This window comes from Betaproteobacteria bacterium (genome assembly GCA_016720925.1).
In the GTDB taxonomy this organism is placed as follows: Bacteria; Pseudomonadota; Gammaproteobacteria; order Burkholderiales; family Usitatibacteraceae; genus UKL13-2.
In genome coordinates, this window is sequence record JADKJR010000038.1 from 16,257 (window position 1) to 39,696 (window position 23,440).

Annotated in this window: 16 protein-coding genes; 8 read left to right on the forward strand and 8 right to left on the reverse strand. The window is 57.4% G+C overall.

Annotated features, from left to right (window positions below; translation table 11 throughout):
• Positions 1 to 33 precede the first annotated feature (33 nt).
• The 4 genes from IPP88_24520 to IPP88_24535 all read right to left on the reverse strand — a co-directional run bounded on the left by IPP88_24520 (position 34) and on the right by IPP88_24535 (position 4,594).
• Positions 34 to 453: a response regulator gene (locus IPP88_24520; GenBank protein MBL0125684.1), complete on the reverse strand. Its 420-nt coding sequence runs from the start codon at positions 451 to 453 to the stop codon at positions 34 to 36.
• Positions 454 to 560: 107 nt separating this feature from the next.
• Positions 561 to 755: a hypothetical protein gene (locus tag IPP88_24525; protein MBL0125685.1), complete on the reverse strand. Its 195-nt coding sequence runs from the start codon at positions 753 to 755 to the stop codon at positions 561 to 563.
• 382 nt (positions 756 to 1,137) lie between these two features.
• Entirely contained in the window at positions 1,138 to 3,579 is a 2,442-nt protein-coding gene (locus IPP88_24530) for an MtrB/PioB family outer membrane beta-barrel protein (GenBank protein MBL0125686.1), read from the reverse strand.
• A gap of 16 nt (positions 3,580 to 3,595) precedes the next feature.
• A complete protein-coding gene (locus tag IPP88_24535; GenBank protein ID MBL0125687.1) occupies positions 3,596 to 4,594 on the reverse strand; it encodes a DmsE family decaheme c-type cytochrome in 999 nt (332 codons plus the stop codon).
• 360 nt (positions 4,595 to 4,954) lie between these two features.
• On the opposite strand from IPP88_24535, the gene IPP88_24540 reads away from it, so the two are divergent.
• Positions 4,955 to 5,680 carry a Crp/Fnr family transcriptional regulator gene (locus tag IPP88_24540; protein ID MBL0125688.1) on the forward strand — a complete coding sequence of 242 codons (726 nt, stop codon included), beginning with the start codon at positions 4,955 to 4,957 and terminating at the stop codon, positions 5,678 to 5,680.
• 65 nt (positions 5,681 to 5,745) lie between these two features.
• On the opposite strand, the gene IPP88_24545 is transcribed toward IPP88_24540, so the two are convergent.
• Together IPP88_24545 and IPP88_24550 are read right to left on the reverse strand one after the other, a co-directional pair.
• Positions 5,746 to 6,762, reverse strand: a complete 1,017-nt coding sequence (locus tag IPP88_24545) for an LLM class flavin-dependent oxidoreductase (GenBank protein MBL0125689.1) — start codon at positions 6,760 to 6,762, stop codon at positions 5,746 to 5,748.
• A 5-nt stretch (positions 6,763 to 6,767) separates the two neighbouring features.
• Positions 6,768 to 8,453 (reverse strand): hypothetical protein, encoded by a 1,686-nt coding sequence (locus tag IPP88_24550; protein MBL0125690.1) that lies wholly within the window; start codon positions 8,451 to 8,453, stop codon positions 6,768 to 6,770.
• A gap of 422 nt (positions 8,454 to 8,875) precedes the next feature.
• Here IPP88_24550 and IPP88_24555 point away from each other — a divergent pair, with 422 nt between their 5' ends.
• The 3 genes from IPP88_24555 to IPP88_24565 all read left to right on the forward strand — a co-directional run bounded on the left by IPP88_24555 (position 8,876) and on the right by IPP88_24565 (position 12,163).
• The gene (locus tag IPP88_24555; protein MBL0125691.1) at positions 8,876 to 9,058 is read left to right on the forward strand and encodes a hypothetical protein; all 183 of its coding nucleotides are present in this window, start codon (positions 8,876 to 8,878) and stop codon (positions 9,056 to 9,058) included.
• A 361-nt stretch (positions 9,059 to 9,419) separates the two neighbouring features.
• On the forward strand, positions 9,420 to 11,201 hold the full coding sequence (locus tag IPP88_24560) for a tetratricopeptide repeat protein (GenBank protein ID MBL0125692.1): 1,782 nt from the start codon (positions 9,420 to 9,422) through the stop codon (positions 11,199 to 11,201).
• Positions 11,201 to 12,163, forward strand: coding sequence for a helix-turn-helix transcriptional regulator (locus IPP88_24565; GenBank protein ID MBL0125693.1), 963 nt, complete (start codon positions 11,201 to 11,203; stop codon positions 12,161 to 12,163). Before IPP88_24560 ends, IPP88_24565 begins: the two co-directional genes overlap by 1 nt.
• Before the next feature lie 237 nt (positions 12,164 to 12,400).
• Here the strand turns inward: IPP88_24565 and IPP88_24570 are convergent, their stop codons facing one another.
• Complete coding sequence (locus tag IPP88_24570) at positions 12,401 to 12,559, reverse strand: hypothetical protein (protein MBL0125694.1); 159 nt, start codon at positions 12,557 to 12,559, stop codon at positions 12,401 to 12,403.
• A gap of 757 nt (positions 12,560 to 13,316) precedes the next feature.
• On the opposite strand from IPP88_24570, the gene IPP88_24575 reads away from it, so the two are divergent.
• From IPP88_24575 to IPP88_24590, 4 genes are all read left to right on the forward strand, one after another.
• The gene (locus IPP88_24575) at positions 13,317 to 16,247 is read left to right on the forward strand and encodes a TonB-dependent receptor (protein ID MBL0125695.1); all 2,931 of its coding nucleotides are present in this window, start codon (positions 13,317 to 13,319) and stop codon (positions 16,245 to 16,247) included.
• Positions 16,248 to 16,412: 165 nt separating this feature from the next.
• Positions 16,413 to 19,091 carry a TonB-dependent receptor gene (locus IPP88_24580; protein ID MBL0125696.1) on the forward strand — a complete coding sequence of 893 codons (2,679 nt, stop codon included), beginning with the start codon at positions 16,413 to 16,415 and terminating at the stop codon, positions 19,089 to 19,091.
• Between the two features lie 358 nt (positions 19,092 to 19,449).
• The gene (locus tag IPP88_24585; GenBank protein MBL0125697.1) at positions 19,450 to 20,787 is read left to right on the forward strand and encodes a hypothetical protein; all 1,338 of its coding nucleotides are present in this window, start codon (positions 19,450 to 19,452) and stop codon (positions 20,785 to 20,787) included.
• Positions 20,788 to 20,859: 72 nt separating this feature from the next.
• A complete protein-coding gene (locus tag IPP88_24590) occupies positions 20,860 to 21,606 on the forward strand; it encodes a response regulator (GenBank protein ID MBL0125698.1) in 747 nt (248 codons plus the stop codon).
• A gap of 147 nt (positions 21,607 to 21,753) precedes the next feature.
• Here the strand turns inward: IPP88_24590 and IPP88_24595 are convergent, their stop codons facing one another.
• Positions 21,754 to 23,385: an exo-alpha-sialidase gene (locus IPP88_24595; protein MBL0125699.1), complete on the reverse strand. Its 1,632-nt coding sequence runs from the start codon at positions 23,383 to 23,385 to the stop codon at positions 21,754 to 21,756.
• Positions 23,386 to 23,440: the final 55 nt, after the last annotated feature.

Genomic DNA, 23,440 nt, shown 5'->3' on the forward strand with positions numbered 1-23,440 from the left:
ACTTGATTCTTGAATTGATTCTTTCGTGGATTCCTATTGAAGCCCGGCACCCTGATTCGACCGGTCACAGCGCAGCGCCCAGCGTTTATGCAGCATCGCTCCGTTGGCGGCGTTGATCACATCGTCCGGACCGACCGGTTTGGCGAGGTAGTCGTAGGCGCCCAGCGTGACCGCTTCCTTGGCCGCGTCCACCGCCGGATAGCCGGTGATGATGATGACTTCGCTGTCGGGCCATTTTTGCTTGATGGTTTTGAGCACCGCCATGCCGTCCATTCCCGGCATCCGTACATCGAGCAGCACGACATCGAACGGTTGTTGTTCCATCCTCCGCAGTGCATCGTTGCCATTGGTGACCGCTTCGACGTTGCTGTGTGCACCCGATAACACGCGCAGATGACTGAGGCGGACGATTTCTTCATCGTCGACGATCAGGATTTTGGTTTTATCGGTCATTTGGTTTGCCTCTTTGTGTTCTTTTCTCTTGGCTATGTATGAGCAATCCCCGTGCCATGTGCGGCCGCTCGTGAGACTTCAATTTGGTATCAATGACTTAGGTGACTTCATGGACGGTTTGCCCCGATTTCGTCTGCGCCGCAAGGCAGGACGAAGTACATTTTTTCCATGCGCTTTTTGGGCGCGCGGAGAATAGTCTTCGCGGAATCAACAGCTTGCGGAGTTCCGGCCGAGATGTTTTTTGCATACACCTGCGTGACGGCATTCCCGCGCAGTCCGGTAGGGTGGGCAATTTCGAACATCAAACACCAGCACCGGCGCGCCGTTCAGGCCTTAATCGCCTGAAACGCCGCGCCAGTGCGAGGGTCTGGCATTGTTACCGTCTGCCCACACAATCGCCTTCGCCACGAAGAAACTTTTCTACGGCGACAACCTGCAAATCCACGGGAACATTTTTCAAACCGGCTTTCACCGCGTATGGTGGGCACGCTGCGCTTTGCCCACCATACAAATCATCGCGCTCTAGAATTGAAGAGCCATGATTGCGTGCGCCGCCGCGATGAAGTCCTGCGCAATCCCTGGTCGCCGTGCATGTCGTGGTTGATACGCCGCGCACAAAAAAAACGGGGGCGATGTGATCGCCCCCGTTCATCCTGCTACTGCCAGACGTCGGCAGTGGTGCTATTACCGGAACTTGTAGATATAAGTCACACCCACGAAGGTCACCGTTTGATCGACCTGCTGTTTGACCGACGTGTTGTCGGAGAAGACGAACGGATTGTTGGTTGTTCCCCAGACCCAGTCGTCGTACTTGGCTTTTTGATGCGCCAGATCCAGACGAACATCCGATTTCTTGTCCAGCGTGTACTGACCAAAGACGCTCACGATGGCTTTGCGGAACGTGACATCCGGCAGGCCGACCGCCGCCTGTGCGAGATTCGTCGCGCTTGGTTGCGTGACGGTCAGTCCGGTCAGGCGGTCGCCGGAGGTTCCGGTGGCGGCTGCCGAGCCGTACTTGTTGATGTCATTTATGTAGGTCAGGTTGGCGCCCACTTGCAACTTGCTGCTCGCCTGGCCGGTCAATGACATTCCCAGCGCTTCGCTGCGATTTTTCAGGTCGCCAACGTAGCCGGTGCTGTGGTTGATATGGTTCGTTTGTTCACCCTGCGAGACATAGCCGGTCAATCTCCAGCTATCCGACAAGGCATAGGTCACATCAACGCCGTAGAACGAGACACCACTGTCGCGCCAGCCCTTTCCGCCGGCCGCCGGATCAACCGGCATGGTATTTTTGTCCTTGCCATCTTCAGCCGTCAGTTGCAGGCTGAGTTTCTCAAACGGCGTCCAGTCGACGGACACTTTCCATTTGTCGCGCTGCACGTCCGCCATTGAGGACGGGAACGGTGTGTTTGCGCTCAACTGGAGAATGGCGCCGGCTGGCAGCACCTGTCCATAACACTCGCGTCCACCGCAATAAGTGTTGATCAGGTAGGTGTTGACCGCGCTGATGGTTGTCGGTGCGCCGGGATTGAGAGTAGAGAGATTGGTCCAATCCGAGCCGCCGCGCTTGCTGGTGGACACACCGATGCTGCCGTTGAGAGTGTCCGACATGTTGCGACGCAGATCGATGCGATAACCGGTTTCGGTGTTCTTCTCGCGCAATGGGCCCAAGCCCGCCAGTGCTTCTTCGACACGCGATTCCGGTACCAGACGCTCGTGCAGCCGGTAGTCCACGCCCGCCGTCAGCCGGAAATTTTCCGGCAGCCGATAGGTGGCTTCCAGTTTACCGACGAGGTTGGTATTGGACACATGGTTGTTATTCCACACCGCGCCCGGCACACCAATCTGATTCAGGTTGGTGTAACTGGTCGGTGTCGTGGCCGGAAAGACTGCCTTGGCTTCGACGTTATAAAGCGCGTTAGGCGTCTTGTCTTCTTTTCTCGCGTAGTTGATGTTGGCCAGCAGATTCAGATCCCGCATCGGCTTGTACGTAAGGCCAAATTGCGCGGCGACCGTATCCACGCGACCGCCCAGATTCTCGGCGCCCGGCGCGCTTCCACTCAGTCCCATGCCGGCGAAATCCCTGTTCTGGCTGGCGTGGGTGTAGGAGTACTTGAAGGTTGCCTTGACCTTTGGCGAGAACGCGTAATTGCCGGCCAGTGAAAACTGATGTGCCTGGTTGTCGGGTTGCAAGGCCATCGGCGATTGCAGCACGTTCTGCAGGCTGGTGCCGCCACCGGCGATGATGTTGGTACCCACGGCCGGATACAACGCGGCGACCAGTGTCTGGTTGCCGCCGTAAAGGCTGTTTGGCACGACCGGGCTGATGTTGCCGTTTTCGTTGGTGTAGAACGAGCCGTAGTAAGCGGCAGTCAGATTCATCTTTTCGTCATGGAAGACGAACTTGGCATCGAACTGCTTGATATTGGAGTTGATCGGCTCCGGAATCATCAGGATGGCATTTTTCAGGAAGTTGGCCTGATTGATCGCGGTAGTAGTCGAGCTGCCGCATACATACCCGGCGCAGTCATAGCCGCGACCCCACATGCGGGTGCCGTCTTTATCTTCGCTCTTGATGGTGGCTTCGAATTTCAGGTTGGGCGACAGCCATTTTTCCATGCCGGCCGATGCCGCTTTGCGCTGCAACTTGAAGTCGAGGTCATTGCCGGTGCCCGCGACCGGAATCGCGATGACGATCGGCTTGGTCGAGCCGGCATTCTGCATCGCGGTGTTAACCGAGAAGGGGCTGTAACGGATGATCTCGTTGTATTCGCCGTAGACTTTCCAGTCGCCTTGCTTTTGCATGCCGCCGCGGAGTTCGCGATTGCTCAGGCCGAGATTGCGGCCTTGCAATGTGGTCCAGGTGCCGGTGGCGTTGTCGCGCGTGGCGTAGTCGAGATCGAACAACAGGTAGCCGCTGTCCTTGCGCATGCCGTTGAACATGCCATATTGCGCGCGATCTTTTTCGTCGCCGTCGACACCGCCCACACCGATGGTGACTGAACTGTCTGGTGTGGTGAGGTCTTTAACAACGTCCGTCTGGGCGCGGGCCTGGCCAATCGCCGCAAGCACGGCGATGGCGAGGATGGTTTGACTGACACAGAGATTTTGTTTGATGGTTTTCATTTTGAATGACCCTTTCTCAGCGCAACATGAATTGCGGGGTTGGGTTGGTGGCGCTCGGATTGTTGCTTCCGTGCACCTCTGTGTGGCAATTCAGGCAGGAGCGTCCTTGCGTGACGTTGGTCGTGCCTTTGCCGAGCCCGTTCGCGGTCGTGGGCTTGAGTCCCGTGACCTGGCTGCCGACCAATGCCGGGATGAAGCCGCCGTGCGGGGTGTGGCACTGATGGCACAGGAACGGTGCGCGAACTTTCAACATGCTTTCGACGACGGTGCCGTGCGGGTTGTGGCAATTGCCGCAATCTTCGCTGACCGGTTCGTGGTTATGCACGAATGGTCCGCGTTTTTCAGCATGACACTGGTAGCAGGTATCGACCACGCTGTCGCGCTTCATCAGTTTCGGTCCGACCGAGCCGTGGGTGTTATGGCAATCCGAGCAGGCAACCTTGCCTTCCAGGACCGGGTGATGCGAGGGACGATTTACCTGGGCGCGCTGTTCCTTGTGGCACGCGAAGCAGACTTCAAATTCGGTTGCCTTGCTCAGGATCTTGTCCTTGGCAACGTGCAGCGAGTGGCAGTTGGTGCAGCTCACGTCGCGCGTCTGGTGGGCGCTGCCATCCCAGTGTGTTCGTTTCGCGTCGCTCTTGTGGCAGGCGATGCACGAAGCGCTTTGTGCTTCTGCGGAGGAGCCACCTTTTTTCGAGAATACGACATCGGGTTTGGTGGGCTTCTTGTCGCCGCCGGCGCTGGCGCTCTTGATGTGGTTTGCGCTATCGCCGTGACAGCTGGTGCAGGTGGGTGTGCGGCCATCGGCTACCGTGCCATGCTTGGTCTTGCCGATGTGCAGGATCTTGGGTCCATCGCCTTCATCGTGGCATTCCGTACATTTTGCATCGCCTTTGAGAAACAGGTCGACCTTCGGTTTGGCGGGCTTTGGATCGGCGGCGGCCCAAGTGGCCGTTGCCGCGCCGAACATGCCAACGACAGTCAACGCTGTGAGCGCATTTCTGAGTAATTTCATCGGTAATTTCATATGGATCTCCCTGAAAGGGTGGCGTGGTGCGGTAGTGAAGCTAAAAGGAACTGAAAAAAATGCTGAAAGAGGGAACTGGAAAAAGACTTGTAAACAACGGCATTCGGAAGCTTTTCTTGAGGTTTGCTGTTTGAAAATGTCACCGACCATTTATTGCATTGCGCAAATTTATGAGAAAGCGATTAGTGGATGTTTGCGTTAGATCAAACGACGTGCAAGCGCGGGAACTTTTCGGCAAAAATGCAACAAATCATTTTTTCGCGATCGTGTTTTGTTTGATCCAGATCAAAAAGTCCCGGTTGCTGGCGCGCACGATGTGGCCAAGGAAACACCAAACCGGGGGCGATCATGGACGCAAAACGGCAGCAGCAAATCAGCACCCTCGCCAAAGCGGCGATGTTCATTCAGTTGCCGGATGCGACGCTGGAGCGGCTCGCGGCCGGGATGACCGAATCGCTGTTCCGGCGCGGCAATGTGGTATTTGGACGCGGGGCCGCCGCCACCGGCATGTATATCGTGGCATCCGGCCAATTGAAGCTCACGCAGGAAACGCGCGAGGGCGCCGAACACGTGGTCGAGTTGTTGCAGGAGGGTGACAGTTTCGGCGAAGCGGCATTGCTGACCCAACGCCTGCATCTGGTGACGGCAACGGCGGTCAGCGAATGCAAAGTGCTGCATATACGTCGCCAGACACTGTTGAACGAACTGGAGAACGATCAGGCGTTCGCGCGAACAGCAATCAGCATGCTTAGCGACCGTCTCTACCGTCAAACGGCTGAAATGGAAAGCGTATTGCTGCTGACGGCGGCCGCGCGCGTGGCGCGATTTATCTTTCACCGATTGAATTTGAATGTCGCCAAGGCCAGCCGGCGCGTGGCGCTGCCGTTCAGAAAATGCCTGATTGCCTCACATCTGAACATGACCCCGGAACATTTCTCGCGAACCCTGCGCGACCTGACCATGATTGGACTCATCAGCGTCAAGGGCGGCCTGGTGGATATCATTGAAGTTGACCGGCTTCGCGATGCGGCCGGATTGATGATTGCGCCGGTAAATTCGCGGTTGGCCGCGTAGGGCCGGGAATTTTGACGCCGTCCGGCGATTGGCCGAATGCAATTCGCGCCTCCGCCGGGCCCGCGCTAGTTCGCTACGGTCAAGCCCAACTCTTTTCCCAGCAACGCATACGAGCGATGCCGTGCCGCGGGATCGTGCGTCCAGGTATTGACGACGATTTCATCGAGCGAGAATCTCTCCGCCAGTTCACGCAGCCGTGCGGCGACTTGCGATGCCGTGCCGACGATAGCCTTCCTGCGCAACGATTCAATGGTTGCGCGCTCGGTATCCGTATAGCCGGAATAAGCGGCCTCTGCGTCCTGAGGCGACATCAGCGGCGTGCGCAAACCTTTCTCGAAACCGACGCGCCAATGCTCGCGCGTCATCAGCAACCGTCGTGCTTCGGCTTCGGTGTCCGCCGCCAGCGCCCAGACGCAAATCGTCGCCTGTGGCGCGGGATAACGCGCGCTGGGGCGATAGCGGTGGCGATACAGTTCCAGCGCCTGTTCGGTGCCGCGACCTTCGGTGAAAAAGTATGCGTAGGCATAGGGCAAGCCAAAATGCGCGGCCAGTTGCGCGCCGTAATCGGAGCTGCCGAGAATCCACAGCTCGGGACTGGTCGGACCCAGTGGATGCGCCTTGATCGCGCCGAACGCGTGCCCCGGTTCGAGCGGAAGGCCCGAGACCCACGCCTGCAGGTCCAGCACCTGCTGGGGAAATTCTTCCGCCGCGTTTTGAAAGGGGTTCAATGCCAGCGCCGTCTGCCGATCCGAACCCGGCGCGCGACCGACACCCAGGTCAATGCGACCGGGCGCGATTCCTTCCAGCACACGAAACTGTTCGGCGACTTTCAGCGCCGAATAGTGTGGCAGCATCACACCCGCGCTACCGACGCGAATACGCGTGGTTGTCGCCGCAATCGCCGCGATCAGGATTTCCGGCGCCGTGCCGACAATGCTGTCGCTATTGTGGTGCTCCGACACCCAGTAGCGGTGATAGCCGAGTTGATCGCAGTGACGCGCCAGCGCCAGGCTTTCCTGAATGGCGAGATGCTGGCTCTTGCCGTGGGCAGCGGGGGATTGGTCGAGGACGGAGATTTTCATGACGCTTAAAATGAGTATTCGGTTTTTACCAGGAACTGAACCGGCTTGACGCCCGGTGCACGATTCAGCGGCACCGCGATATCGGCGTGAAGGACATTGGCGAATGCTGCACGGTCGAGCGCGATGCGCAAGCCCATTCCCACATCCGAGAGTGTGCCGCCGTTGATGGTGTTCTGGTTCAATCCCCCCCAGGCGCGACCGGCGTCGAAGAAAACGGCGCCGCCGATACGCAATAGCCGGAACGGGTACCAGGTCGTGAAGGCGCGCTTTTCGATGGATAGCAGCATGCGTTGCTCGCCCGCCTGGTAACGCGAGGGGTAGCCCCTCAATCCATAAATGCCGCCGATCATCAATTGATCGGCGATGCCACCGCCGCTGATTCGGTCTGCCGACAACGATGCGTAAAGCAAGGAGCGTCTGGCTTGCGGCGCATAGTACTTCAAGCTCGCGGTGGCCCGGGTCATAGGTTGTCCGGTGCTGGCAATGCGCCGTTCAACGGCTGCGCCGGCCTGAACGATATGGTTCGACGAAAAGACATGTCCATCGTGGACCGACGCGGCGAAAAGCCAGTCAGAGCGGGTGGACCCCAATGCGGCCAACGACTTCGTCAGTTGCGCGCGAGCGTTGAAGCCGACGACGAGGAATTCGGCCCGCTCGATCAGGTTGTAGTTTTTCACCTTGAGAAACCCGTCCTCGACGAGCTCGACACGCAGGAACATTGCCCGCAGGTCATTGTCGATGGGTAGCGGAACGGGCGCTGTTTTCCCAGGCTCGGGGTGATAGGTATTGTCCAGAATGAGCGATCCGGCGGAATAGCGCTGGGTCCATCCATTGACGAGGCCAGGTGACCAGCCGCCGGAAAATTCCGCCGATTTGATCCGATGGCGGTATTCGCTGACGATATCGCCCGCGTTATAGATCGAATCGATGCGGTCCTCGTCGCTCCATGTGCTGCGTGCCGCGAACCGCGTATCGAGAGAATAGAACGGACGATCGACAATGAATGCCGTGCGCTTGCCGTCATTGAAGCGTCCACGCTCGAACGCGATGCTGGTCCAGCCATCGAAGGCCTGTGCGTACGAAACGTAGAGCTCTGAACCCTTGCGGTCGAGGTCGGATGTACGCGAATATCCAACGGCAATACCGGTGCCGAACAGATTTCTTTCCTTGAGTCCGAAGGCGGTCTTGTTATCGCCGCCCGAACGCGAATAGGTACCCGTAAAATCGAGCGACCAGGCATCGCGCGTCGAGACTTCTATATCGACGACACCATCCTTGTAAGCGGTTGGTGTGATATCCACATCGTAGCGAATGCTTGAAGCCCTGAGCAGCCGCTCGGTCTCATTGATTTTCTGCAGGGAAACCCGCTGGCCGCTCTTGAACAGCAGCACTTTGGCGATAACCTCCGCGTGGGTAGGAACATGCAGGCGATTTACCAGCCGGTAAAGCACATTGTTCTCGGCATCGTCGGTGAGGTCGAAGATATTGTGGGGCTTGATTTGTATCTGGCCGATGACCGCGCCGGCGGATTCGAGTTCGGCAAAACTTGGCAGACTGTTTTGGGTCGTTGCCACATTGGCCAATGCGAGGTTGGCGAATGCAACATGAGCCGGCAGGAAGCAGCAGAAAAAAAACAAGCGGCACGCACTTCGAAAAGTGGCGTCAGGAATATCAGTGCGGAAGAGCGTCATGGGGAAAGCATAACCGGGATTGCGGCGCGCGGATTTTGCGTAACATCAATGGCGCGCAATTTTTTTTTTGCGACCGCGCCGGAATGCTGCCGGCGTCATTCGAAGGATTGCCCTGGCAATTGAAGCGGGGTCGGCAATCGATGCTGCGCGATGGGCGAAACACCAGCGCGGGCGCGGGCCGCAGGCCGAAAATGGCCGCTAAGGCGCGTGGAATGGCGCTTTACGTATTTGCGCTTGAATCTTCTCGCAAATATTTTTCGGCATGCGGGTGATGCATTGACGCTGCGCTCGCAGTTACGCCGTTGCGGCATCACCGTCCGGCGCGAGGCAACGGGATTCGCCAGCGTGAATACTATCCGGCAGGCCGTCTGCAGTTCGTGCTTAACTACCATCTGCTCAACTTCACGAGTCCGGGGTAAATCATGGCATCAGTCACTGTCTGTTCGTATGAATGTTATGAAGCCAGTTCGGACAACGCCGGCGGCAAGCGCCGCAAGATCAAGAAGTCCCTCATTCCGTTCATGAGCAGTTGCGCGCCGGTCGATGGCACCGATGAAGTGGTGGATGATGCGCGGCTCGATGAGGATGGTTTCCTCGTCAGGTAGGACGGTTTGTTTGTTGGCCAGTACTTTGCGGAGGCGCTGTCGCGACAAAGAGCTTGCCCGCAAATTAGATACGATGCCTGACTTGCCCTTTTTTGCCTCACTCTGCGTTGCGTTTTCTTGCAATAGGTCGCTATTGCCGCGAAAAGCACGCCTTGATTGAGACAGAAATTGCTGCGTCATGCATTCGCGCATATTTACGGACAAGTTCCAAGCCTTCCACGCCTTTCATTGGCGCGGCACGCCGTTGGAGGGACAGCCTTAGATCGGAAATCGCTGTCCACAATAATTAACAATTGAAGTGGGCTAAAATCTGCGGCAAGGCCTTACAATCGGCTCATCTGCCCTTAACAAACGTATAGCCTTGAATCTCGAGCTCGAACCCGAAATCCACGCAACCCTTCCCTTGTCGGTATCGCTTGAGGCAGCGGAGGCTCGCTTGCTGGATCGCACTCACCCGGAGGGCTACCGGATGTTCGATGCTTTGCTCAGGCGCATGCAAGTGCCGTTGGAGGCGGGGGATGCCCAGATGGCGAGCAACGTGGCGTTGCGGATATGCCAGAAGCTGTATTCCAATGCCCGATCGTTCGATGCGCTGCCATTTGGCCGGGCCAATCTGGTATTGGCGGAACATGCAAATGATGCGGCGCTGAAGCGCCGTTCGCATACGGCATGCGGATTATTGCTCGCGGATACCGCTGATATCGCCGGCGCGATCGAGCAGCATATGCACGCACTGAAACTGGCTGCGGCGGTGGACGACACCATCGAGATGAGCCGTATCTGGAACAACATTGGTGCTGCATTCATGGTGTCCGGGCGTTTTGCGCTTGCAGTGGGGTGCTATCGACGGGTGCTCACACTTTTGCAATCGCAGCCGGATCCCGTCTATAGCCGTTATGCCGCACTCACCAATCTCGCGCACTGTCATTATCACCTCGATGAATGGCAGGAAGGGCTGCACTTCGCCGCGAAGGCATTGGCGGAAATGACGCCGGAGTTTGGTCAGCAGGACCCGAACGGTGCGCTGTTGCTGCAGCGCAATTGCGTGAAACTGTATCTCGCGACAGGGCGCCTCGACGAAGCACGCAAGCACGTCGAGGAAGCGGTCCGGATGGCGGAGCGCGCCGGCACGCTGCGGGCTTCGATTGCGGCATCCACCGCGCAGGCTGCGTATGAAATGGCGCGCGGTGATCACGATCTGGGCCTGACCCGGCTCGATCAGGCGCTGGTGATGTCGCGTGCCGTGCCCGCGACCTTGCGCGACACGCTCGTGACCATCATTCGTGCCGAAGAAAAGGCCGGATTTCCGGCGCATGCGCTGGTCAGGATGCAGGAGTTGTCGGACCACGTTTACCGCATGGCGATTGGCCAGATTCGCCGCCACGTCGAACTGGCCGAGCTGGCGCCGGCGTGGAGCCCCAGCACGGAGCAGGCCCTTGAGCAAACCAGGGCGCGTTTGACGGCAAGCCTTTCCGTACCTAGCGAACCCGCGGAATGGAAAACCCTGCAACGCCTCGCCGTCGGCGCGGCATTTCGTATCGACAGCTCTGGCTGGCATGGTATTCGTGTCGGGGCGTTGACGCAGGCGTTGGCACTGGAATACGGCATGTCGCCGATTCAGGCGCTGGAATTCGGACTGGCCGCTGAGCTGCACGATATTGGCATGGCATCCGTCCCTGAGCGTATCCTGTCGAAACCGGATGGGCTGAATGAGGTCGAACGTGCCCTCATGCGGAAGCACACCACGGCCGGCGCGGAAATACTCGCGGGTGATCAACATCCGCGGATGGTCATCGCCGCCGATATCGCGAATTACCATCACGCGCGCTGGGATGGTGAAGGCTATCCGGCACACGTGGCGGGAGAATCAATCCCGTTGGCCGCGCGCATGTGCGCGGTCGCGGATGTATATGACACACTGGTGACCGACCGGCCATATCGGATGGCGTGGTCGATGGAAAGTGCGTTGGAAGAATTGCAGCGCGTGGCCGGATCGCAACTCGATCCGGATCTGGTACGCTGCTTTGAAGTGGTCATTCGCCGTGAATCGGCGAATGAAGGCATAGACCCGTCCGTAGATGGCGGGCTGAAGAATTTCCAAAAATTGATCGTTGCACTTACAGAGGACAGGGGCTTTCTATGATGAAAAATTCAATTGTTAACGACAAAGAACTGAAGATGCTGGAATTGCTCGCGCAAGGCGGCACGAGCCGATCGATGGCACTGAACATGGGTTTCAAAGAGGGAACGATGCGTGTCTATATGCATCACCTCTACCGAAAGCTGGGGGTGAATTCCAAGACACGCGCCGTGACCTGGTACCTGGCGAATGTGAGCCGTGATGTCGATGGCAGTCCGGAAGAAGCCACGGTGGCGCGGGGCCCCGCGGGCGAAGAGACTTTCGGCGATATGGCGTTGCGTACCAGTTTGATGGCTTCGCTCGGGGTCATGAACATGTTCATCGGCGCCTACGGACGCATGTGGGAAGTAGCGACACGATTGAAGGGGACCACCATTGACAAGGCAACGGATCAAACCCGCCGTACATCACGCTTATTGTGGGAAGCGCTGCTGGCGGGGGATTTTGCGTTTGGCAAACGCCTGTACGATCGCGGTGTCGTGCCGAAGCTGTTCATCGATTCGCCATCGGATTGCCTGCTGGTGGCCGTCATGCTTCTCATCGGTGGCTACACAAACGCGGCGGATCAGGTCATCATTCAACTCAAGCGGCGCGAAAAAGGTCGTCTCGGCGTTTCGGCGAGCGAACACAAGATGATTCGTGTACTGCGTGATGCCGTCAATCCGCACGGTGGAAACAGTGAAAACGCGCTGGCGAGCCTGTATCAAATGGCGTCGGAGAATACCTCTCAGCCGGTATTCAAGCACCTGGCGATGACGTCGCTATTCTATGTTTACCGGGACCGTCAGGACCTCGACCGGGCACGTGGCGCCGCCAATGCGATCTTGGCCGAAGCCGAAGGTGTACGTAAGCATTTGCAAGCGATGGGGGAAAAGCCGCTTTACAAAGAAGCTTCCCTGCCGGCGCCCGCCGATTTTTCAGCGCCGGAATTGCGCGCGTACATGGACAAACTTGCCGTCGCCTAGTTTAGTTGCCTTCGCGGCTCCCCTCGGGAGAGGGCAAAAGGCGGTTGTGTATTCAGAATTGCCGGGAAGCATTCCCGGCTGCACGCTCACATGAGCGTGCGTTACCGATCATCCACTGAGTGGCGAAAGCGCGCGAGCCGATTGGTTCGCGCGCCGTTTCATTCGGGGCAACAATTGCCGGGGCCGCCGCGCTGAATCGCATCGATGGCGCCCGCTGCCGCTCATATCCCGATCGGGCTACCAGCACACAACACCTTCGCCGCCGCCTGCCATCGCCAGTTCCCACTCTTCGAGTGCCGGGAATTCACATTCTTTTCTATCCGCGTGCGATTCGACTTTCGAAAGGCTATTCGCAAATTCGACGGCGTTGACGTTGTTCGCTTTGATCATGTCCATGTGAGTTCCTTTGAGTGTGGGTGGGGTTTGGGGCGCCGCCTGTGCGAGGCCTGACAACATTATTGCTAAAGTTATTTTTTACCGCAATAGGTATATCACATGCTATATTAGTCGCTTTTTCTCGATGATGTCGACGACACGATCCAGGGCAGGCAATGGGGACGAGGAGACGTGCAATAGTCAGTAGCTGAGTGCGCAAATCTTCGTATTTGCAGCGCACGCGGGTATGCGCGGGGAAGGCATGCTCGATTCGAGCGAGAGTGAGGCATGGCCGGGACCGACCGCGGCCTTCTTGACCGTTCCTGCGCGAATGCAAATCGGGTTCAGTGATTTGGCACGGCAACGAAGAGCGCCATTCCACGCGCCTTTCCAGACATTTTTCGCCTAAAAGGCGCGCCTGCGCTTGAGTTTGATGCACGCAAGCGCTCGGGGATGTGGCTTTCCAATTCCTGTCGTTGCTTACTGTTGCAGGCGTGCAACAAAAATATTGGCACGTATCGAAGTTCGGCCATGCCGAATGTATCCGGTGTTATCGCCATTGGCGGTGATATCACAGAAATGCATCGAATATGACCAAACCTGTCCGCGCGGCATGCATGCGCAATATTCGAAATCGCTTCCGTTTCGAATCGATATAGATCGGTGCAATCCGTCGCCGCGCCTCCGTCGATGATGCGTCCTTGCTAATCCGCCGGCACTGCACTGTATCGCAGCGCCTACGGACCAACCATTGACCGACCATCACAGGGAGAGATTCATGCGCAAGCAAAAGCAGGCAGGCCAATCCTTTGCCAGAAAACCCAGTGTCATTGCCACGAGTATTGCGATATCGCTGATGGCGATCCAATCGAGTTACGCGCAGCAAGCTCCTGTGCAGAAAGTTGAAAGGATCGAGATAACCGGATCGTCGATCAAGCAAATCGCCCAGGAAGGCGCGCTGCCGATTACGACGCTTACCAAGGCAGATATCGAAAAGTCCGGGGCCACGTCCGTGACCGACCTGATCCAGATGCTTCCGTCAATGCAGAACTTTGTGCCGGCGGCCAGTTCGGTAAACGGCGGCGGCGCCGGTGTTACGACGGCCGCATTGCATTCGCTGCCTTCCAAGTACACGCTGGTACTGCTCGATGGGCAGCGAGTGGCACCGCTGGCACTCGGTGCCGTACAAGGCGGCGGGTTCGGCGTCAATCTTTCAAGCATTCCCATCGGTGCAGTGGAACGCGTGGAAATTCTGACCGACGGCGCCTCGGCGTTATATGGCTCGGACGCGATTGCCGGCGTGGTCAACTTCATCCTGAAGAAGAACAAGACCGACGGTGAAATTTCCTTGACTTACAACAAGCCGCAGCACCCGGGTGCGGAAAGCTACAACGTCGCAATGAGCAAGGGTTTTGGCGAACTGTCCAAGGACGGCTTCAACGTATTGTTCGGCTTCAGTTACGACAAACAGGAAAGGCTACGAGCGAGCCAGCGCAAATTCTCGGCCGTGGGCGCATTTTTCCCGTTTTCGTTCAATGGCACGAATTACATATTCAATCAGGCGACTGCCAATACCGAGCCCGCCAACATTACCTTCAACGCGAGACCGAACGCCGGCGGCACCGCAACTGCCTACTCTATAAACCCCTACTACCGTCGCAACGGCAATTGCGGCACATCATTTGCCAACATCATCGCCGACCCGGTTGCCCTTGGCGCAATCGGCGAATCGTGCCGCTTCAATTACGCGGCGACGGTGGAGAACATCCCGGCATCGGAGCGTTCCAGCGGATTGATGAAAGGCGCCTTGAAAATCAACGACGACACAACGGCGTGGGCCACTTTGGCTCTGTCGAGCTTCACCATCACGCCGCAATTTGCGCCGGCCGCCCAGCCGTTTCCGCTCGATGCCGCCACCCGCTTCCCAACGCTGTACAACCAATACATCGTGCCGTACCTGACCGCCAACAATCTGACTTTCACCGGCGCGGCCAGACTGGGTTATCGTGCCGTGCAAAGCGGGGGCCGCACGGATGAATTCAAGACCGACACCACAATGTTTTCGACCGGCATCGATGGTAGCGCGATGGGTTGGGACTACAAGGCTAGCGCCACATTTTCGCGAGCCAAATTTACCGATACCGCTGCCGGCGGTTACCTCGATTTCGACAAGCTGAATGCAGCCATCGCCAACGGCACCTACGATCCGGTTCTGGGAACGGGCGTGGAAGCCCTCTCGTCGGCCGTGCTGGGTTCGCAACTCACGAAGTCCATATCGGACCTGAATTCACTGCATTTCGGGGCGCAGCACGACGTGTTCCAGATGGCAGGCGGCACCTCCGTGGTCGCGCTCGGCGTCGATTACTCGACCTTCCATTACAAGGTCGACCCGAGCGATCTGTTTCTTTCCTCGAGCGGATTCTCTACCCAACCGGCCTCGGCCAACTTCCCGGTGGGCGGTGCTTCGGGCCTCGTGCCGTTCGATGCGAAGCGAACCAACTGGGGTGTCTACGGCGAGTGGCTGTTTCCCGTTACCAAGCAATTGGACGTGACGGCCTCGGCGCGCTACGACAACTATTCCAAGACGCACAGCAAATTCCAATTCGGTACCGACCCCGATCCCGTCACCGGTCTGATCAACAAGGCGCCTGATGCCGACGTTGGCAACACATTCAACTCTGCTACCGGCAAAGTGAGCATGCGTTTCGTTCCCGTTGAGAACGTCTTGCTGCGTGGCTCCTTTGGCACCGGCTTCAAGGCACCGAACATCAGCGACATTGCCGGTGCGCTGGCGTTCAATGGGAGCACGGCCGGTAGCTACTCTTGCCCCTTCCCAGGCTCGAACGGCTGTGCCCCAGGTAGCGCCCAGTACGATCTGGTGGCCGGCCCCAATGGACTCTCCGGTGATGCCGGTCTGAAGGCGGAAAAATCGACGCAATATTCGTTGGGCCTCCGGGTCGATCCAGTGCCGGGCCTGTCGCTTGGCCTCGATTGGTGGGACGTTAAGATCAAGAATCAGGTCCTCTCGCAAGGCATTGCGGAACAGGTGGGGTTCGCCAGTCCGCAACAGTACGCGAGCCTGTTCATCAACCCCTACCAGGACCCGGCCGGATTTACCACCATCGCCTTTCAACAAGTGCCGTTCAACGGCGGCGAAGCGATTTATCAGGGAATTGACTGGGACTTCAGCTACAAGAGCAAGATCCCGCTGGGTGCCATGGCATTGAACTGGACCGGTACCTACATGATGAAGCAGAAATACAACTTCGGTCCGGGCCTGCCGTTCAATACCAATCTGGGCGTTTTCGGGCCGGATCAGCAAGTGGTCTTTCGTACCGTCATGAATTTATCCGCGACCTTGCAGACAGGTGCGTTCACCAATACGCTGACGGCGCATTACAAGTCCGGATATCAGGACACAACTTTCCCCGCCAACACCAGTGTGTTTCTCGCCAAACCGGATGGCTCGTTGGGTGCGTCAGTCGCTTTTTCCGGCCTTCGCGTGCCCTCGTATACCACCTTCGATTGGCAAACCAAGTTTGCTTGGAACAAGTCATTCTCGGCGATTTTCGGCATAAAGAATCTGCTCGATCGCGATCCGCCGTTAACGCTGCAAAACGGCGGTGGCGGCAATCAGATTGGTTATGACGGCCGCTATACCGATCCAATCGGGCGTCAGTTTTATCTCACCGGTCAATACAGGTTCTAGCCAGTTCTCGCAATCCCGATTGCCGACAGACGGCCCGGGTATCCTCCGGGCCGCCGAAGAAATTCACTCAAAGGAAAACAAAAAATGCAGGCGAGAAGAAAGCAGTTAGTCAATTCAATTGCAGCAATCTGTGCACTTGGTGCTGCGGGCGCCACACCTATTGTGATGGCGCAGACAACGCCGGCGGCACAAAGAGTCGAAAAGATCGAAGTCACCGGGTCCAACATCAAGCGAGTAGATGCCGAAACATCGTCGCCTATTACTATCATCACATCTGAAGACATCAAACGCAGTGGCGCGACATCCGTGCAAGAACTCCTGAATACGCTGTCGATTTCATCGGGCAGCGCGCTAAGCGATATAGATGGTGGAAATGGATTTTCCCCCGGCAGTGCCACGGTGGCGTTGCGTGGCCTTGGCTCCGCTGGAACATTGACACTGATCAACGGCCGTCGAATCAGTCCGGCGGCGTTCAACGACCCGAATATTGGCTCGACAATCGTGACGAATCTCAATTCAATTCCGACTGCCGCCATTGAGCGAATTGAAGTTCTGCGGGATGGTGCCTCCGCCATTTACGGCTCCGATGCCATCGCAGGTGTGGTTAATATCATCTTGCGCAAAGACTTCCAGGGCGCGTTAGTCTCGGGGACTGTTTCGCAGAGCCCAAGAAACGAATTCCTGATAAAGCAGGCGAGCGTGGCGTTCGGATTTGGTGACATTGCCAAGGATCGCTACAACGTCTTCGGCACTTACGAGCGTTTCGAGCGCGATCCGGTGTTGATTCGAAGCGAGGACAACGTCAGTCCGTTCCTGCAAAACACGACCTTCATTCAACGCCGAACCGTGCTGAGTTCACTCTCCTATCCTGGCAATTACTATCGCGAGGGCGTGCGCGGCAGCGGTATCTTCGGGACATTTCAGGCAGCCCGCGCCGGGTGTCCAGCCAACCTGGTGATTGGGGGTCTGTGCCGTTACAACCAGTGGGATGATCTCGAGCAAAGTGGCAAATCAATTCGTGACACCGCGTTTGTGCGCGGTACGCTTGACGTCAACCCGAATATTTCCGCATTTGCTGAAGCCAGCTTTTCAAAAGCAGTCAACACCTTTACAGGCGCACCGATTTCGAGCAACCCCCAGGCGGCGACGTTTTGGCGCGATCCGGCCGGCCAACTCCTGCGTTTCCAGTTGGTATTGCCGGTCGGGCATCGCGAGAATCCGTTCGCCTTTCCGATTGGCTTGCGCTATCGATGGGTCGACTTGGGTCGGTCAGTAGTAATCAGCAAAACTGAAGACTCGCGATTGCTCGCCGGGCTGAAAGGAACTGTCGGCGCATGGGACTGGGAATCTTCTTTTCTTTACAACAAAAGCACCTCCGACACTGTCGCTGGCCGTCGGCTACTCTTTCCTGCCATACAGACTGCCATAAACGATGGGTCTTACCGATTCGATGGGCAGAACAGTCAGGAAGTGATCAATCGGGTCAGCACGTTCACGACCAACAAAGGCGAGGGCAGTGCAAAAATCTGGGATATCAAGGGGACTACTGAATTTGGCTCGTTGGCGGGTGGGCCGATTGGGGTCGCGGCAGGCGCTGAATTCCGCAAGGACAGCATCGTTATCCAACCCGATCAAAACATTGCAGCCGGGAATATTGTTGGCCTTGGCGCCTCCTTTTCAGATGGCACGCGCAACGTCTCCTCGGCGTACGTGGAAGCGGCGTTGCCGTTAACGCGCAGCCTGGAAGCAACTCTCGCGGCCCGCTATGACCGCTACTCCGACTTCGGCAGCAGCACCAATCCCAAAATCGGGCTGAAGTGGAAGGCGCTGCCAAATGTGGTGTTTCGCTCCAGTTACTCGACCGGGTTCCGGGCACCGACACTTTCGCAAACGAATCGATCTGCCATTCGCAGTTTCCAAGCGGTAAACGATCCCATCCGCTGTCCGGTAACAAATACCGATGAAGACTGTGGCCGTATTGGATCCGTCTCTTCGCGGATCGTGTTCAATCCAAACATCCAGCCGGAAACATCGAGAAACCGCAGCCTTGGCATGGTCTGGGACGTCAGCAAGGATATGAACTTTTCGTTGGATTATTTCGACATTCGCCGTGACTCTGAGATTGACCGTTTTTCATCCGGTTTTCAGGTCAACGCGCTCTTCAACGGCGACCAGCGGTTCGCACCCTTTGTCTTCCGAGACTCAAATCCACTTTCCTGGATACCGGGCGTCCCGAATTCCGGCCCGGTCATTGGCGTTGATCGGGCGTGGTTGAATCTTGGTACATCGCAAATGACAGGTGTCGACCTCGAAATGTCTCATCGCGCCAACTTTGGAGAAATGGGCAAAGTGACGAGCACGGCGTCCATGACTTACAACATCAGCGCAAAGGCATCGCGCGAAAAAGGCGACCCTCTGATTGACTATGTTGGTGGCGTCAACACCGTCACAACTGGAAATGGTTTGCCACGTTTTCGCGGAAACATAGGCTTCAATTGGGAGCGTGGCGATTGGTCCGCGGGTGCCCGCCTCAATTACATTGGTGGCTGGAACAACTATAGCAGCCAGTTCGATTGTGCAGGCAATTTGGGGGCTGCCGTCAGCGCTGCCATCCCGGAAGTGTGCCGCACACGTTCCTGGCGTACGGTCGATGTCAATGCGACTTATACCGGAATCAAGAATCTCACCTTGCGTCTGGTGATCCGAAACTTGACGGATGAGATGCCGCCCTTTGACTACAATGATGTTCTCAACGCTGCCAACGTAACGCTGGGTTATAACCCGCAATTCCACAACGCGCTGGGGATCTACCCCTCTTTGAGCGCCACTTACAAATTCAAGTGAAAGGAGCAATGACTCGGCAATCGACAGGCACGATGTGAAATCTCTCCAGCCGCGATGCGCCATACGATGCGAGCCAGCCCACGCCCGGTTTCAACCCGTCGTTCCACAATCCGTATGGCAAGAATTGTGTCGCGACGGCGTCATGCAAGTACAAGTAAACATCGCATTTGTGCGTGCCGGCGTGCAGGCGGAGCGACATACTCCGCTTGCTTGTTGTGCGCGGGATGCCTTCACAGCCCCTGAGATCGTAGCCGTGCACGGCGGCTCCCGATCAATCCGATAAACGGTCCGTCACCGGTCGATTCAATTTGTCGCAGTTTGTTGCATTTCGAGTCGTCCGTGGCTGATACGATAGCTGATGGGTAAACTCTTCCTCAAACTTTGGGCGCTCGTGCTATTGACGTCGTTGACGTCGTATCAAATCCAGCGGTTTGTTTTCGACTGGTCTTCGGACGCGACCGCTGTTTCCAATTCGAATGAACGCTTCAGGCGCAACTTTGTGATGATAGAAGAGGTGCTGGCGCCGTTTCCACAGGAAGAATGGCCCGAACGATTTGAGCGGCTCAAGGCAAAGGTCGGTTCGCCCGATGTGTTTTTGGGGCCATCACAAATTGTGAAGGTCGATGAACTTGCCAGAAACAAGGATTTTTCCGCGGAAATTTTGGAACAGATTCGATCTGAAAAACCTTTTTCGAAGGAGTTGCCGAGTGGCAATGGGTATGAAATTTTTCATACGATCCTGGGGACGGATTTTGTGGTCGTCCTGAAAGCCCCCTTCGCAAGACAGCGGCCGATGCTTATTCTCGGCGCGTTGACGCCGACCCAGTTCACGTGGTTGGTCGAGTCGTCGATGTACGCGCTGGCCATACTGTTGTGGCTTCGATTATTCCGGCGCGATATGCTGACGCTGGAAAAAGCCGCCACCCGCGTTGGCGAAGGACATTTCGATTTTCACGTCAACATGGGCAAGGGTGCGGCACTTTATCCCCTCGCCGATTCATTTAACAAAATGAAAGAGCGCATCGCCGCGTTGCTTGGTTCGCACAAGAATTTGACCAATGCCGTTTCGCACGAATTTCGCACGCCGATCACCCGCCTCAGGTTTCGCCACGAGTTGGCAATCAACGCGGTTACGCTGGCGGAAAAAGATCTTGAACTTCAACATATGTATTCCGCGATCGATCAGCTCGATGATCTATCCACCGAATTGCTCGAGTATGCGAGGCTCGACCGCGAGGACCCAAAAATCGATTTGGCGCCCATTGATGTCGAGCCTTGGCTAAACGAGCTGGCGCATGATGCGCGCGAAATGGCGAGTGCCACGGGACGCGCCGTGAAAATATCCGTTCACCGGGGCTGTGAGGAAGTGGATGGTGACTATCGCTATTTGTCCCGCGCGGCCGCCAATTTGCTGCACAACGCGGTTCGATACGCAACGCAACGTGTCGAGCTGAGGGTGGAGCTTGCCGATGGCAAGCGCTGCCTGCATGTGGATGACGATGGCGCTGGAATCCCGGCGGCGGACCGCGAGCGCTTGTTTGAGCCATTCACGCGCCTCGACAGCAGCCGTGACCGGCAATCCGGCGGTTCCGGGATTGGCCTGGCCATCGTCAAGCAGATTGCACGCTGGCACGGCGGTACCGCGCGGATATCTGAATCCGGACTTGGCGGTACCCGCGTCTCAATCACATGGTGAGCAATTGAGTATTTGATGATCACGGCGATTTTACCGAAGCATCGTTCAACAAACGAGCGGGAGCGGCCCCTGATGAATGCACTGAATGAAGCTATTTCACTGGAAAAAGACGCCGCCACTGCTACTCGTGTGCTGCTGGTGGAGGATGACGCCGATCTATGCCGCGCGATTTCCGATTATCTGGGCAAGCAAGGCATCGTCGTGGCGGTGGAAGGCCGCGGCGATCATGCGCATAGGCGAGTCACGGCGGATAAGCCTGACCTGGTGATTCTCGATGTGATGTTGCCAGGCAAGGATGGGTTTGATGTCTGTCGCGAGATTCGTGGCGCTGGCAATTCCGTTCCGATCATCATCCTTACCGCCAAAGAGGAAGATTTCGATCAGGTACTCGGCCTGGAATTGGGTGCCGACGACTATCTGGCGAAGCCGGTGCAGCCGCGGGTGTTGCTGGCGCGAATCAAGGCGATCACGCGGCGTCTGCAAGGTCACGCGGCCACGGTCGCGGACGGCGATATCCTGCAATTCGGCCGCCTGAGAATTCACGGCGTCAATCGCGAAGTCATGCTTGACGATAAGCGCATTGAACTCTCACCCGCGGAGTTCGATTTGCTGTGGCTGCTCGCAAGCAATGCGGGCAAGGTAATGCAGCGCAACGACATCCTCAAATCCTTGCGCGGTCTTCACTACAGCAATGCCGATCGCTCGGTCGATGCGCGGCTGTATCGGTTGCGGCGGCGCTTCAGCCAGGACAAGGAATCCGGCTGGAAGATAAAGACCGTGCGGCCGCACGGGTACATGTTTTGTCTGGAGCCTTGGTAGGCGGTGCTGTGTACATTTGGACACGCGGATTGGTTGTCGCCAACGACACATTACACGTAGAACGCCATTTCACGGGAGTCGGCAGCCATTTGTGGCTGGAAAGCCGCACCAGTGCTTGAGTTTGCTAACCAGTTTTTGTTCTGCAAGCTATGGCGTGTCAGCGCGCCATCCCCGCCTGCTTGCCCAGCCTGGCGCCCGTTGCTCCATGGCACGGACGATGTTGGCATGCACGCGCTGCCGGTGTTCCTCGGTTGGCGAGAATGCCCGTGGTTCATCAGCGAGCCGCAGGTTGATGCTTGATTCCGCCGATGCCATTGGAACCGCCATCGGCGTAATGTAGACATCGTTGCGATTGGCGAGGTCGTTGTTGGTGCGGACGTAGAACGGGAAAAATGTCGTGCCGCTGCTGACGAGGCCCATGTAGTCGCCGAGGAAATAGCCGCGGGCAACGGGTGCCAAGGCAAGATCAAATGAAGCTGTCGTCACGCGCCGGTCGATCCACGCAGCGGTATCGCGCGTCGTGGCCAGCCAATGATCGACCAGTAACGTGTTTGTGTCGCTGGTGTTGTTGCGCATGTCGGCATAGCCCACGCCGATGATGCCGTCGGCACGGGCATTCACGGTACCAATCATCGCCTGTACGCTTGGATCGGCATTGACGCGTTGCGGTCCGGACCAGGTGAGGCCGCCATCGATTGAACGCGAAAGGGCGATTGCATCGCGAACGCCATTGGAAAAACGCGCGTCCTGCCAGACCGCATAGAGCTGGCCTTGCGGTCCCACGGAGATCTGACCGAGATAGCCGGCATCACGAATCGCAGCGCCGGTTTCCGGATCGCGCGTGCCGATTCCGAAGAAATCCGCCACCTTGATCGGTGCCGACCAGGTGGCCCCTTTGTCGCTAGATCGCATGACCTGAAAGCTGCCGACAAGCGCGTTGTTCACGGTAATGAGCTGGTTGAAGAAGTTGATCAGCGTGCCGTCGGGAAGCACGACGATGATCGAGCCGAGGGTTTGATTGTTGATTCCAGGATCGTGGATTGCGCGCGCGGTTTCCCACGTCACGCCGCCATCGGTGGTGCGCGCAAAAAACGCCGGGCCGCGGTTGTCCTGGGTGAGTCGATCCCACACGGCGTAGACAAAGCGCGAATCGGTCGGGTCCGCGGTGATCGAATTCTTGTCATTGAAGAACTGGTCGCCGTCGCGGATCAGCGTCACAGCATTGCTCCAGTTTCTGCCGCCATCGACGGATCGAAACACCAGCATTGCGGATTGAGAACCGGGTTCCAGCGTCGCGCCACTGACCGCCAATGACATCTGGTACGCAGTGCCGTTGGGGGAGATGGTTACCCACGGATCTGACGCGCGCTCATAGTCGCCACTGTTCGCCGCATTCCCGCCTCCGCAGCGCGATGCCGGCAGCGGTCGCGTGCTCCAGGTGGCTCCTGCGTCGAACGAGACACCCACGGCATTTCCCTGCGAGGCGCCATTGGACCAGCGATCCTGTTGCCACGAGCCGATCAGGTTATTCGGGTTGGCGGGGTTGATCGCAAGATGTGGCTCGACTTCGGCATTGGTGTACAGCGTTCCCGGATTTGGGACGCCCGCACAGTTGACGGCAAAGGCCGATGCGGATGAAACCAGGCCTGACGGTGTCGGCGGTGAAACCGGCGCCGGCGGCGTGACCGAGGATGAACCGCCACCTCCGCCGCCTGAGCATGCGCCCAGCGCTAGCACAAACATGCCGGCCAGTTTGACAGCGAGAAAGCGAGTGCGCATTCGATGGCATCGCCGAATGGGAAACCCCTTGCCGGGAAGCGAACGCAGCTGTTTG

Excerpts from the sequence above, each read along its gene's own strand:
- IPP88_24530 (MBL0125686.1), bottom strand. The coding sequence starts at position 3,579 with ATGAAAACCATCAAACAAAATCTCTGTGTCAGTCAAACCATCCTCGCC.
- IPP88_24520 (MBL0125684.1), bottom strand. The coding sequence starts at position 453 with ATGACCGATAAAACCAAAATCCTGATCGTCGACGATGAAGAAATCGTC.
- IPP88_24525 (MBL0125685.1), bottom strand. The coding sequence starts at position 755 with ATGTTCGAAATTGCCCACCCTACCGGACTGCGCGGGAATGCCGTCACG.
- IPP88_24550 (MBL0125690.1), bottom strand. The coding sequence starts at position 8,453 with ATGACGCTCTTCCGCACTGATATTCCTGACGCCACTTTTCGAAGTGCG.
- IPP88_24555 (MBL0125691.1), top strand. The coding sequence starts at position 8,876 with ATGGCATCAGTCACTGTCTGTTCGTATGAATGTTATGAAGCCAGTTCG.
- IPP88_24580 (MBL0125696.1), top strand. The coding sequence starts at position 16,413 with ATGGCGCAGACAACGCCGGCGGCACAAAGAGTCGAAAAGATCGAAGTC.
- IPP88_24595 (MBL0125699.1), bottom strand. The coding sequence starts at position 23,385 with ATGCGCACTCGCTTTCTCGCTGTCAAACTGGCCGGCATGTTTGTGCTA.
- IPP88_24575 (MBL0125695.1), top strand. The coding sequence starts at position 13,317 with ATGCGCAAGCAAAAGCAGGCAGGCCAATCCTTTGCCAGAAAACCCAGT.
- IPP88_24540 (MBL0125688.1), top strand. The coding sequence starts at position 4,955 with ATGGACGCAAAACGGCAGCAGCAAATCAGCACCCTCGCCAAAGCGGCG.
- IPP88_24590 (MBL0125698.1), top strand. The coding sequence starts at position 20,860 with ATGAATGCACTGAATGAAGCTATTTCACTGGAAAAAGACGCCGCCACT.
- IPP88_24585 (MBL0125697.1), top strand. The coding sequence starts at position 19,450 with ATGGGTAAACTCTTCCTCAAACTTTGGGCGCTCGTGCTATTGACGTCG.
- IPP88_24545 (MBL0125689.1), bottom strand. The coding sequence starts at position 6,762 with ATGAAAATCTCCGTCCTCGACCAATCCCCCGCTGCCCACGGCAAGAGC.
- IPP88_24570 (MBL0125694.1), bottom strand. The coding sequence starts at position 12,559 with ATGGACATGATCAAAGCGAACAACGTCAACGCCGTCGAATTTGCGAAT.
- IPP88_24565 (MBL0125693.1), top strand. The coding sequence starts at position 11,201 with ATGAAAAATTCAATTGTTAACGACAAAGAACTGAAGATGCTGGAATTG.
- IPP88_24535 (MBL0125687.1), bottom strand. The coding sequence starts at position 4,594 with ATGAAATTACTCAGAAATGCGCTCACAGCGTTGACTGTCGTTGGCATG.